The sequence below is a fragment of the bacterium genome, from assembly GCA_026416715.1.
In the GTDB taxonomy this organism is placed as follows: domain Bacteria; phylum UBP4; class UBA4092; order JAOAEQ01; family JAOAEQ01; genus JAOAEQ01.
In genome coordinates, this window is sequence record JAOAEQ010000021.1 from 38543 (window position 1) to 51736 (window position 13194).

General features: G+C 40.1%; 14 protein-coding genes and 1 tRNA gene. All 15 read right to left on the bottom strand.

Annotated elements, in window-relative coordinates; all coding sequences use genetic code 11:
• Nucleotides 1-94: 94 nt before the first annotated feature.
• Nucleotides 95-170, bottom strand: a tRNA-Ala gene (locus N3A72_09470).
• Between the two features lie 113 nt (nt 171-283).
• Entirely contained in the window at nt 284-1894 is a 1611-nt protein-coding gene (locus N3A72_09475) for a CTP synthase (protein ID MCX7919814.1), read from the bottom strand.
• A gap of 56 nt (nt 1895-1950) precedes the next feature.
• The gene (gene kdsB, locus N3A72_09480) at nt 1951-2709 is read right to left on the bottom strand and encodes a 3-deoxy-manno-octulosonate cytidylyltransferase (GenBank protein ID MCX7919815.1); all 759 of its coding nucleotides are present in this window, start codon (nt 2707-2709) and stop codon (nt 1951-1953) included.
• Between the two features lie 89 nt (nt 2710-2798).
• Nucleotides 2799-3797 carry a D-glycero-beta-D-manno-heptose-7-phosphate kinase gene (gene rfaE1, locus N3A72_09485; protein ID MCX7919816.1) on the bottom strand — a complete coding sequence of 333 codons (999 nt, stop codon included), beginning with the start codon at nt 3795-3797 and terminating at the stop codon, nt 2799-2801.
• Nucleotides 3798-3882: 85 nt separating this feature from the next.
• A complete protein-coding gene (locus N3A72_09490; GenBank protein ID MCX7919817.1) occupies nt 3883-4836 on the bottom strand; it encodes a hypothetical protein in 954 nt (317 codons plus the stop codon).
• A gap of 253 nt (nt 4837-5089) precedes the next feature.
• Nucleotides 5090-5275 carry a hypothetical protein gene (locus N3A72_09495; GenBank protein MCX7919818.1) on the bottom strand — a complete coding sequence of 62 codons (186 nt, stop codon included), beginning with the start codon at nt 5273-5275 and terminating at the stop codon, nt 5090-5092.
• A 38-nt stretch (nt 5276-5313) separates the two neighbouring features.
• Nucleotides 5314-5676: a metallopeptidase family protein gene (locus N3A72_09500; protein ID MCX7919819.1), complete on the bottom strand. Its 363-nt coding sequence runs from the start codon at nt 5674-5676 to the stop codon at nt 5314-5316.
• A 23-nt stretch (nt 5677-5699) separates the two neighbouring features.
• Complete coding sequence (pgsA, locus tag N3A72_09505; GenBank protein ID MCX7919820.1) at nt 5700-6314, bottom strand: CDP-diacylglycerol--glycerol-3-phosphate 3-phosphatidyltransferase; 615 nt, start codon at nt 6312-6314, stop codon at nt 5700-5702.
• Nucleotides 6305-6745 (bottom strand): NUDIX hydrolase, encoded by a 441-nt coding sequence (locus tag N3A72_09510; GenBank protein MCX7919821.1) that lies wholly within the window; start codon nt 6743-6745, stop codon nt 6305-6307. The genes pgsA and N3A72_09510 overlap by 10 nt, the downstream gene beginning before the upstream one ends.
• Before the next feature lie 107 nt (nt 6746-6852).
• On the bottom strand, nt 6853-8112 hold the full coding sequence (hflX, locus tag N3A72_09515; protein MCX7919822.1) for a GTPase HflX: 1260 nt from the start codon (nt 8110-8112) through the stop codon (nt 6853-6855).
• A gap of 122 nt (nt 8113-8234) precedes the next feature.
• Nucleotides 8235-8546: an RNA chaperone Hfq gene (hfq, locus tag N3A72_09520; GenBank protein MCX7919823.1), complete on the bottom strand. Its 312-nt coding sequence runs from the start codon at nt 8544-8546 to the stop codon at nt 8235-8237.
• A gap of 99 nt (nt 8547-8645) precedes the next feature.
• Nucleotides 8646-9587, bottom strand: coding sequence for a tRNA (adenosine(37)-N6)-dimethylallyltransferase MiaA (miaA, locus tag N3A72_09525; protein ID MCX7919824.1), 942 nt, complete (start codon nt 9585-9587; stop codon nt 8646-8648).
• A gap of 2 nt (nt 9588-9589) precedes the next feature.
• On the bottom strand, nt 9590-10921 hold the full coding sequence (locus N3A72_09530) for a glycosyltransferase family 39 protein (GenBank protein ID MCX7919825.1): 1332 nt from the start codon (nt 10919-10921) through the stop codon (nt 9590-9592).
• A 2-nt stretch (nt 10922-10923) separates the two neighbouring features.
• Entirely contained in the window at nt 10924-12057 is a 1134-nt protein-coding gene (locus N3A72_09535) for a hypothetical protein (protein ID MCX7919826.1), read from the bottom strand.
• A 38-nt stretch (nt 12058-12095) separates the two neighbouring features.
• Nucleotides 12096-13175 carry a Xaa-Pro peptidase family protein gene (locus N3A72_09540; protein ID MCX7919827.1) on the bottom strand — a complete coding sequence of 360 codons (1080 nt, stop codon included), beginning with the start codon at nt 13173-13175 and terminating at the stop codon, nt 12096-12098.
• Between the last annotated feature and the right edge of the window lie 19 nt (nt 13176-13194).

Sequence of the window (13194 nt, forward strand, 5' to 3'; positions counted from 1 at the left end):
ATAAACAAATAAACTATTTATTCAAAACCGATAATATCAATAAAATTGTTACAGATTTCCGAAATTAACGTAAACTAGGCGAGAAAAATTGAACTGGTGGAGGAAAAGGGAGTCGAACCCTCGACCTCCTCGTTGCGAACGAGGCGCTCTCCCAGCTGAGCTATTCCCCCACAACTAATTCGAAGTTGTCGAGATTGAAATATTGTCAAATGCAAAACTGAAATAGCAAACGAATGTATAAATTTTACGTAGTATTACGTGGTTCTGTCAAGCTATCTAGAAGTCATTTTTTCTGAGTTTTATAGGCGATAGCTGCTGAAATAAACTCACGGAATAATGGATGTGGGTTTAAAGGTCGGCTTTTAAATTCGGGATGAAATTGACTAGCGACAAACCAGGGGTGTTCCGGTATTTCAATAATTTCAACTAAACTTGCATCCGGTGATAATCCGGCAACAAGCATCCCAGCGTTTTCAAACAGTGATTTAAATTCATTGTTAAATTCGTACCGATGCCGATGCCGTTCAAAAATAACCGTTTGGTGATATGCTTGATAGCTTTTAGAGGTATCTCGCAAATGGCAAGGATAAGCGCCTAACCGCATTGTTCCTCCTAGTTCCGAAATTTTCTTTTGCTCTTCCAGCAGACTGATCACCGGATACGGCGTATGCTTATCGAATTCGGTGCTATTCGCTTTTTCTAACCCGCAGACATTTCGAGCGAAATCAATCACTGCACATTGCATTCCTAAACAAATCCCGAAAAACGGTATTTTTTTCTCGCGCGCATATCGTACCGCAGCAATTTTCCCTTCAATCCCTCGAGGACCAAATCCACCGGGTATTAAAATGCCACTGACATCACCGAGTAAATCATCGGTGCCTTTTTCTTCAATCTCTTCAGAATCAATTTTCTTTATTTCAAGTTTATAATTATTCGCTATCGCTCCGTGATATAATGCTTCATAAATACTTTTATATGCATCCTGCAATCCGATATATTTTCCGACCACGGCTACTTTAACCACGCCAATTGGATTTTTAATTCGATACACTAATTGTTCCCAAGCTGACATATCACTCTTATCGAGCGGAATCCCTAATCGTTTCAAGATCACTTCATCCAACTTCTGCTCAGAAAACATCAAAGGCACTTCATAAATCGAATTCACATCTAACGCCTGAAAAACTGATTCCGTTTCCACGTTACAGAATAACCCGATTTTTGAACGCATTTCTTCAGAGAGCGGTTTTTCTGTTCGGCAAAGCAGAACGTCTGGCTGAATCCCGATACTCCGCAACGCCGCAACGCTATGCTGAGTCGGTTTAGTTTTCATTTCACCCGCCGCCTTGATAAACGGAATCAAGGTTACGTGAACATATAACACATTCTCTCGACCAACGTCCAAGCGGAATTGTCGAATCGCCTCGAGAAAAGGTAATCCTTCAATATCACCGACTGTTCCGCCGATCTCAGTGATAACCACATCTAAATGGTCTTTTTCCGCTAATTTACGAATTCTCGATTTTATTTCATTGGTGATATGCGGAACCACCTGAACCGTTCCACCAAGATAATCACCACGTCGTTCTTTCGTTATGACATCATAATATATCCGTCCGGCAGTAACATTATTATCCTGACTGGTTACGATACTGGTGAACCGTTCATAGTGTCCTAAATCCAGGTCGGTTTCCGCACCGTCATCGGTAACATATACTTCTCCGTGCTGATATGGACTCATGGTTCCTGGGTCAACATTGATATACGGGTCGAATTTTTGTAACGTGATTTTCAACCCGTGACTTTCTAACAAACAACCGATTGATGCTGAAGCGATTCCCTTGCCTAACGATGAAACAACTCCACCGGTAACAAAAATATATTTGGTCATACTGAATTGGTTAAGGTAAACGGTTAAATCCGTTAAAAATGGTAATTTTCGAGTGGTTAGTTTCCACTGATTATTTGTTTCACTCGTTCTAAATCTTCTGGTGTATCAACCGCTATCGTATCAAACTTCGTTTCAACAACCTTGATTTTATAGCCGTTATATAACGCACGTAATTGTTCCAACCCTTCGATTTTTTCGAGCGGACTAACTGGCAGTTTGGTGAACTGTAAGAGAAACTCTTTTTGATATGCATAAAGCCCAAGATGTTTATAGAACGCCAGTTCACCTTCTGCTAGACCATGAATACTGGCATCTTTCCAACCGGTTTTCGGATATGGTATCAGCGACCGCGAAAAATAAATCGCAAATCCATTTATATCGCATACGACCTTAACGATATTGGGATTATGCAAATCTTCCGGATTCGATATCCGTTTTTTTAGGGTTCCCATCAAAATTGTCCTATCACTAAGTAACGGCTGAACCATTTCATCAATCATTTCCGGTTCTAACAAGGGTTCATCGCCTTGGATGTTCACGACAATATCCGCATCGATTTTCTGCGCTACTTCCCCTAACCTATCCGAACCGGATTGATGTTGCGTGCTGGTTATCATCGCTTTCCCGCCAGCTTGTTCGATGACTCTTAATATCCGTTCATCGTCAGTAGCAACCATGAGTTCGCTCAAACATTTCGCTCGTTTCGCTCGGTCGTAGACATGCAATACCATCGGTTTTCCACAGATATCCGCAAGTGGTTTGCCGGGAAAACGAGTTGCAGCATATCGGGCAGGAATAACGCCTAATACAATCATTGTACAATGTAAATTTAGCATTACACATTTTAAATTTTAGATGCAAAATGCTAAATTTGAAATGAATAAAGAAATCTAAATATCTTATATTATGCTGAAATTGCTGATATGAGCTCTTCAGGGGTAACGGTTGCAACGCCGACCTTACCGACCACAACGCCGGCAGCGAAATTCGAGAGCATCGCTGCTTCTTTAAAACTCCCGCCTACTGACAGCGCAAGTGTCAAGGTGCCAATAACCGTGTCTCCGGCTCCGCTAACATCATAAACTTCTTTTGCAACCGTGGGAATATGGGTTATATCTCCGGTCGGTTCGAATAGCGACATCCCTTCTTCACCACGGGTGATTAACACGTTGGCTCCTTCCAGTGCTTCAACCAATTGTTTCCCAACCGAGAGTAACGATTGTTCATCGGTTATCTCTTGTCCAATAAATGCACCAGCTTCATAATGATTCGGCGTAATAATATCCACTTTCTTATATAATGTGAAATGGTCAACTTTCGGGTCAACGCTAACGTATTTATCATGTTTCCGAGCTAGTGCTAAGACTTCTTTCAACAATCGCGCGGTTATAACTCCTTTGCCATAATCTTCAATAATTATCGCATCTATATCATCAATAATCTTTTTAGTCCCTTCAATAATCTGAGTTGTGATATCGTCAGCTACCGATTCGGTTGCTTCCCGGTCAACCCGCACAATCTGTTGATTATGCGCAATAACCCGGGTTTTCAATGTTGTCGGTCGCGTCGTATCGGTTATGACTAATTTGCTATTAATCTTACGGGTTTTAAACTCGTGCAGCAATTTTTGCCCGATTTCATCATTTCCAATTACCCCAGCTATATCCACGTTACCGTTCAAAGTTTTAATATTATTCGCTACATTCCCAGCTCCGCCAAGAACATACGTTTGCGCCGTGACGCGAACTACCGGTACCGGAGCTTCCGGTGAAATCCGATTTACTTTCCCCCAGATAAATTCATCTAACATCAAATCTCCAATAACTAAAATTCGCGCTCTATTAAACTTATGCACTAATCTAATTAATTTCTTTTTATCAATATTATATTTCGCACAATCCATAATCAATAATTATTTCCAATTGCAAATTTTTCATTGCTACATTAAAATTTAAAATGCTAAATGATACATTTTTAAAATGAAAATATTATCTTCCTTTCAGAGCCAATAGTATTGCTGCGGTAAGCAACGGGATTATTAATTCATGATGTCCGGTGATACGGTATCCTTTTCCGCCGAGATGTGTTGGTCGCTGAACGACATTCACTTGCGGTCGATAATGCTGTTCCATATCAAGGTTTGCGGTAACGAAATTCCGTACCGGAAAACCGAGGTTGCGCGCAATAGTTAACACTTTTAGAAAAACTTCCGGCAGTATTACTGCTGACCCGATATTGAGCACAACCCCGCCGTTATTCAAATCTTTAACCACATCGGTTAATAACCGAAAATCCAGTAAACTCGATTCACCTAACGCCGCACCGTCAACGTTCGGATGCTGATGGATAGTATCCGTTCCGATAGCTACATGAACCGTTGTCGGGATATCCAATTTCGCTGTCGTAGCGAGAATGCTCAGTTCGCGATGTTTCGCTTTTATCTCCAAGAGTTTATTTCCCAGCGCTCGACCTAACCCGACACCGGAAATTAATCCTTCGGTAACCGCTTGATGCATCAACTCGCCAGTCTCTTTCACCATGCCGAACGTCCCGGTATCCAAAGTTTCATCTACTTGTTCGCTCGTTTCGCCGTAATAGGCAATTTCGAAATCGTGGATACTGGTAGCTCCGTTCATTGCAACGGCGGTGATAACATTCCGTTTAATTAATTCGATAATGAACGGAGATACCCCGCATTTAACTGTATGTCCGCCGAGCATAACGATAACCGGTTTCTTCTTGCGATACGCAATGACGATAGCATGGACGAGTTCACGGAAATCTTTTCCGGCAAGAATATTCGGTAACGAATCGAGATATTCTGCAAATTTAGGATCTTTGGATTTGGACGGTTTGCCAAAATCCGAAATTCGGACTTTATGTTTCCGTTGGCTGATTGATTGCAATTTAACGTTATCTAAATCTACCGGTTTATATTTCACAGAATTGCTTTCTTTAACAAGGTAAGATTTATTATGTCGGGAATTTATTGTAGCAAAATATTGGAATTAACGCAAAGAAAAAAAATCGGGATAGGTTAAACCCTATCCCGAAAGTAAAAGAATTTTGGTTTTACGTTATTAAAATAATCAAAATTAATTCCTATTTATTATTTATGACGAATCTATATTGCATTTGGTTGCAAAATAATCAAAAATTTTTTAGTATTCATTTCGCTACATAAAGTAATGATCTTTAACCGACATTTATCTCCAATTGTTTCAACCGTTTTAATTGAATCAGTTTGCCTGTAAAAGATACAATATCAGTATTCTCGAGATATCGCTTTGGTAATCCCAATAGCTGTTTCCGTTTCGGTTGCAATGGCAGGGTAAATAGGAGTGAGTTACACTGGAGAAAAAGCAAGGCAATAACGAACAACCTCGATTCTCCACCCTTATTTCAGCGGTGAGTTTTTTTCAAACATCGCTTAGTTCATCTTCATCAAGCCCGAAATAATGACCGACTTCGTGTTTAACCGTAGCGATGATTTGTTGTTCCAGTTCTTTTCTGGTTGAACAGATTCGTTCAATATTTTTCTGATATAAAATTATTCGGTCTGGATAGTAGAATCCGTCAATAGATTTTTCAGTTCGCGCTACCCCATGGAATACACCGAGAATATCTCCGTGCCCGATACTCGCTCGCATCCTTTTATCTGGATACTCTTCAATTAACACGACAATATTTTCCTGCGCAATCTTCTCGCGAAATTGTTCCGGTAACTGGAGTAGCGCTTGTTCAACTAGCTGTTCAAACTCTTCTTTGGATAAAGAAATCATTTCAATATCGGAGAAGAATGAAGTTACCTACCTTCGGAAGAAGGCGGTGACTCTTTTTCTTCCTTCTTCCTTTTTTCTTCTTCCTTCTGATTCGCTTCGGTGAGCCATTTACTTCCTTGGATAATATAGATAAGTCCGGAAATAATGGTTAACGCTGCGGTTGTATAACATAAATACCAAACGAGCGGATGCGAAGTAACAGCAACCTGTGAAAATCCGTCAATAAGCAGAATGGTTAATACGGTGACAAGTTGCACGGTAGTGGTAATCTTACCTAACCAATTCGGCGCAATCCGAACATTCCCAAGAAGCATATATGCGATGACTGTTCCCAGCGTTAACAGAACATCACGACTGATAACAATCACCGCAACCCAAACTAACGGCGAATATTTTATGGCTAACAACAAAAACGCAGTGGTTAATAACAATTTATCGGCTAACGGGTCAAGAATTGTTCCCAATTCGGTTTTCTGGTTTTTCGTTCTAGCGATAAATCCATCTAACGCATCAGTTACCGCCGCAATAACAAAAATCAATAGCGCTACTTCCGGATAATCCTGCAGAACGCAAAGAATATATATTGGAATAGCCAGAATTCGGATGATTGTTAGTTTCGTTGCTAGTGTTAATCCCATCGGTTTCCTAACGATATTTGCTCGACTGATTTCCTTTGAATCAGCGTTAACAGTTCCCGGTTCACCCGTGGAAACATGGTTAATTCCGGTATTTTTTCTATCGGAATAAATGCGGCATCAATTAAAACCCCATCGGGTTGGACGTTTAACGTCCCACCAATAATTGTACCCCAAAAAAATAAATTGAGTACATGCCGATGTTTATCTGGGGGAATAGATTCGTTAATAAATGCTAAATCTCCAAGTTCGATTTCGAATCCAGTTTCTTCTCGCAGTTCCCGTTTCGCACAGGATTCAATCGTTTCACCAAATTCGAGTCCACCACCGGGTAACAACCAATATTCTTTCCCATACTTGCAATGCTTCACGAAAAGAAGAGTACCATTTTGAATGAGAATTACCGCTACGCGAATCCGAATTGATGGTTGCATAATTTTTCGCTGTGACGCTACAGACAATATAAGTTAATGCAAAATATTCCAGTAACAATATTCAACGTAACATGAGGATAAATATTGCATATGGAACGCTATACGACCTAGAGTCTCTCTATAGTTCGATGGGAGTCTCGTATAAACTCTCGAAATCTATGTTTATCTTCCGCTAAAATCCGTGCGGTGACTTGGATATGTTTCGCGAGATACTTGATAGTTTCCACTTGCCCAATATGGTACAGATTCGCTATCACATCCGCGCGATAATGCGGAATATTCAACCGAATTTCCAGCCATCGGCTTTCAAAAAATTGCATAATCGCATTGAATAACTCAATAAACCCGCGATGTTCTAACGCTGAAATAACCACGCTATTCGCTACTTTATGTTTCAGTCGTTCTGCAGTCTCGATAGGGTTAACAAAGGTATCGCTTTTATTCCAAACCGTGATTATCGGTTTATCCGCTATCCCAATTTCTTTTAATACTTTTTCCACTGCCGCTATCTGGTCTTCTTTATAGGGATGGCTAGCGTCAACGATATGTAATAATAAATCAGCGTGGCGGACTTCTTCCAGCGTTGCACGAAACGCAGCTACTAAATCATGCGGTAATTTCCGAATAAACCCAACGGTATCGGACAGCAGGATATACTCTCCGTTCGGTAATTTAATACGACGTGTGGTCGGGTCAAGCGTTGCAAATAATTTATCTTGCACTAAAACAGTTTCATCGGTGAGTGCGTTAAACAATGTAGATTTGCCAGCATTGGTATATCCAACTAACGCTACCAGCGGGATATGACTGGATACACGTCGCATCCGCTGCTGTTTCCGATATATCGCAATTTTATCTATTGCTTGTTCGAGATACCGAATCCGGTCACGAATCCGTCTACGGTCGGTTTCAAGCTTGGTTTCTCCCGGACCACGGGTCCCAATTCCACCGCCTAACCGTGACATTAACACTCCGCGACCGGTTAAGCGTGGTAACCGATAATGTAATTGCGCTAATTCGACTTGGAGTTTCCCTTCTTTCGTTTTTGCCCGTTGGGCAAAAATATCAAGAATCAACTCGGTTCGGTCAACAATTTTAACCTGACAGATTTCCTCTAAATTCCGCTGCTGAGCTGGGGTTAAGTCATCATCGAAAATGACCAGATTCGCATTGCGTGCAATAACTAATTCCGCTATCCTTTCCGCAGTTCCTTTTCCAATGAACAAACTCGGGTTAATCCGCGTTTGCTTGTGGATAACGGTTTCTAAACACTCTGCACCAGCACTTAACGCAAGAAGCTGGAGTTCATCTACCGACTCTTCTACTTGCCATAACGCATTCGGTGGATGAACTACACCAACTAAAATGGCTTTTTCTACTGTAGGTTGTGTGGTAAGTAACGATTTATGCTTACGAATAGTTACTGAATAAATTTAGATCGCAGACTTTAGAAATGCAACATATCTAAAATCTGGAATCTAAATTCTGATTATTTTTGTCCTTCCATGGCCTTTTTAAATTCCTGAATTTTTTCAGGAGTAATTTCATCGGGTTTTGCGGATTGACCTTGTGCGTTGAGCGGTCTCCTATCTAACGGCTTATCCGGGAAAACTGTTGCAATCGCATGTTTATAAATTAAATGCTGAATTTTACCAACATCAAGGATAACCGTGAAATTATCGAATCCGTTAACCTTGCCTTTCAGTTGTGAACCATCAGTTAATATAATGGTTACCGAAGCATTCTGTCGACGTGCTGCATTTAAAAAACTATCCTGCAAATTCATACTAACTTTTGACATAACCTATAGACTTTCCTCCTACTACATTCGATTCGGTTAAAAATTTTACCCTATATTACTAAAATAGTATACCATCATAAACCGATTCACTCTATTTTTTCAAGCGATAAATTGATTTTTTGTTATAGTTATGATTTTATTGATAATATTCTTCTTTTCTTCGACGTCAATTACAAACCAGTTGATTCTCGGATTTGCTCGAAACCAAGTCATCTGGCGTTTCGCATAATGTCGGGTATCGCGCTGGATTAATGTAATCATTTGCTCATAATGTATTTTCTTATCGAGAAAAGCGTTGATTTGGCGATATCCTAATCCTTGCATTGAAAGAAGTTGCGGTGAATATCCTTGCGCTCGAAGCCATTGAACTTCTTCCACCCACCCTTGATTTATCATTTTATCAATTCGCTGATGAATCCGTTCATATAATCTTCGCATCTCCATGGTTAACCCGAAATAAAGTGGAATAAATCGTGTTCCCTGCTGTCGCTGTTCCTGTTGGAATTGACTTATCGGAATTCGAAAATAATGATAGACTTCTAACGCACGAAGGATTCGTCTGCGGTCGTTCGGATGGATACGATCAGCGGCAAGTTCATCAACCGCACGGAGTTCTGCATGTAATTCAGTATTGCTTTTCTTTTCTTTATCTACTCTAAATTGTTTTCTCCACGATTCTGATATTTTCGGTTGCGCGAAAATGCCGTCGATTAACGCTCGAATATATAACCCAGTCCCGCCAACGACCAGCGGAATTTTCTGGCAATTATATAAATTTTCAGCAATCTGTGTTGCTTGTTGGCTATATATCGCAGCGTTATATGGTTCATCAGGATTAACTAAATCTATCATATAATGCTTAACTAACCGCTGTTGTTCCAAAGTTGGTTTCGCCGTCCCGATATTTAGATAACGATATACCTGCATCGAATCGGCAGAGATGATTTCGGTTTCCAGAGCTTGTGCAATTTCGATACCGATATCAGTTTTACCCACAGCGGTCGGTCCGACTAAAACTAATATTGGAATTTTATTATGCATGATTATGAAGAGAATATGAGCCGAATAATCTCGTTGAATTTCGTCGGGACAACAAATATTTGGTTATAGATAACAGTTAAAAATGGCGTTGTCCCGTCGCGGTCAATTAATCCTAACGTATATTGGGCAATGAGCAATAGATTCCAGATAATCAACACTGCACTGCCCAAATATATCAATGTAAATGGAATTTTGTTATTTATCTTTTCGAGAAAAGCGATTAACCCTAAAACGAAAAAAGCAGCGCTACTTAAAAACATCCGATGCCCGAATGAATGTGCTCCCCAATATTCGTGCCAAGAACTGATTAGATAAAGTTGGACGATAAATAGTCCCACGAGTAATCCGGTGAACCATTTATCTTTTTGATATAACCAAACGGTTCCAACAAGACTGAATAAAATTATCGGATGCCAAGTGATGAGCCCGTGCCTACCAGAAAAGAGAACCGCTAGCAGATGCGGTTGCAATAGATTGGTTCCGGAAATAATCTGATGCGATTCCGGTCCGCTAAAATAGGAACCGAAAATAGACTTCCATACCAATAACTGAGGCAGGAAAATAATGAAGAATGGCAGCCCAAAACTGAGTGCATTCTGCAGGATACTTCTCAGTTTAATTTCTTTCCTTCGCTGCAATACATAATCCACCCAAGGAATCACCACAAATAGTGCATCCTGAAATCGAACCAAAGTCATTATACTTCCTATCACTCCAAGAAGACACCATTTTTGAAAGGATTCTCTTCCCCGCATAGTATACCAGAGGTAGAGAAACAGGGATACCGCAAATACTGAATTAGCATGCGCCATTGCCGGCTGAAGATACATATAGTAAACTAACGGAGAAGCTAACCAGAATAATAGAATGGCTACTTTGATAACTTTTTCATTGGCAAAGATATTCTTAGCTAGCTGATATATCAAGAGAAGTCCGAAGAATGCATAGAGTGACGAACCGAAACATATCGCAAATATATACGGCATCGAATATCCATCCATCGGCATTAATGAACCAAATAGATGCGCAACCCAAATCCCGAAATGAGCCAGCAGAAAAAATGGGAGCCATAAAATAGCTGACCCAATGGGTAAGCCATTCACCGGTTTACCAGTAACCGAACTATATCCGACAATAAGATAAGAATCTTTATAATGCGCGAACTCGTTTGTAAAATCGAAATCTCGGTCAATCATTGCTGACCGGAGATATACATAATATCCAATTTCATCGTTCCCAGAAATTCGCGGATGAAAAATGAATAGAAAGAGAACAAGATAAACAACAAGAAATATCACGAACGGACTTTTTATATGACTACTTTTATTCGACATACTTAACGACTAATTAAATACGGATGTTGTGGCAATAGAAATACCCGCAATATTCCGAGTAACGTTAAGAACCACGCGAAATAAAGTAATATTCGCCAAGATAGATTTTTATTATCCTGACTATACCCAAGGATTATTAAGGGAAATACACCGGCTAAAACCCGTGCTGGTGATGTGAGGGTATGTCGCCAGATTATCGAGTGACTTAGACATAGCCCAAAAATAACATGCACTAAGAGGAACCACGAAATGATATCTTTTTTTTTGCTAAATTGATATCCACTAACGATTAAACCCAGAACAACAAACGCTATCATCCAGATAACATTCGTTTTTCTAAACCAGTCATGAATACCAGAATATTCTTGATGTAACAAAAAAATGATCTGCTGAATTATCCCGATAAATGGCAATCCGAACGCACCGGTTGAGCTGAGAATCGGGATTACCCCAAATTGTCTCCAGAGAACTAATTGCCATACAACCCAAGGAATAATGCTAACTAATATATATCCCGTTTTATTCCATTCTTTTTTATACATGAAGTAGCCGAGTGATGCGCCGATAAAAAGCAGGGCATTTTCCATCGTTAAGAGAGAGAGCGCAAAGAATATACTGGTTAACCGAACGTTATCCCGTTTTAAATAATAGAGCCCAACTACGATTAACGTTATTGCTACCGGCGTGCCTAAATCGTAGAGTGTCCCGATAATAAACCCTACATTAAGGCCATACAGAATAACCAGATATTGCAATTTCGGATTATCAATAAACCTGCGGAGAAAATACATCCCGACAACTATACTCATTAGATTAACCAAAATAAACGAAATCGGGATGAATCGAGCGTTTCCGAATGCAACAAGTTTAACCAACACGGGATATAGAATTCGCTGATATCGAAACGCATCGTTAAATTTTCCGTTAAAAAATAAATCTTGAATAATATAATAGTTATATTGACCGTCGTAGCCGTCCCCATGAAAAATCACAGTTCCCGGAGGTACGAAGTCCGAGCGATAATTGGTATCCTGTTCGTCAATTTTTATCAAACTGGATAGATTGAACTGATATGGTTGTATATAGACAAGAATTAAAATGAAATAAACCAAGAAGACTATGAGAAGGTGAATCACAAACGATGATGTAACTTTGTTGAATAATTCGTTTTGCATTAGTTAGGTAAGCTGATTAATTCTTTTGGGTAATGGGTTAGCAATGTATATCCTTTATCGGTTACAACGACTAAATCTTCTATCCGCACCCCGCCCCAATTTGGTATGTATATTCCCGGTTCTATCGTTATAACCATTCCTGGCGCTAGTTTCGTTTGATTCAGTTTGTTCAATCGAGGCGATTCATGAATCTCACGCCCGACACCGTGTCCGAGCCCGTGACCGAAATATTTCCCATATCCAGCTTGTTCAATAACGGTTCTCGCGATCGAATCCAGCCGATTACATTGCAATTGCGGGCAAACCGCATTCAATGCGGTTTCCTGAGCTTTAAGCACTACCTCATAGATTTCTTTTTGTTTGATTGTCGGCTTACCGATACAGAAGGTTCGGGTACAATCGGAACAATACCCTTGATAGACGACACCGAAATCTATGGTTACGAATTCACCGTTGCGAAGTTTCTTATCGGAAGCAACACCATGCGGTAATGCTGACCGTTTCCCAGAAGCAACGATAAGTTCAAACGCTACCTTATCTGCGCCGAGTTTTCTCGCTTCCCATTCAAACCGCATTGCAATTTCTTTTTCGGTTGTGCCAATTCGAATCAACGGTATAACGTTGCGAAACGCCTGTTCTGCAATATTCGCACTGGTCTCAATTAACCTTAATTCGTGTTCGTCTTTAATTTCACGAAGTGATTCGACGATTCGCTGAGTAGGAATCAAGCGAACTGTTCTGATATTTTTCATCAGCTTCTGGTGGGTAGCAACAGTGAAATGTTCCGCTTCGAACCCTACCCGCAACCATCGGTTTTGTTGGATCAACTGAGCACAGGTTTCTAACGCAGTCTCGCCCGATTTTATTTCAACAATTTGAAATCCGCTTATCTCTTGTTTCGCTTGTTCGATATATCTGAAATCGGTGATAAAATATGCTCTTCTCAATCCAATAAGGAGCGTCGCTTCTGTTCCAGTAAATCCGGATATATAATTTCGATTAATCGGATTTGAGATAATTATAGCCGTGATTTTCTTTTTTTGCAGAATTTCTCTTACTTTACTTAATCGAAGGTTCATATCATGGTTATACTATTTT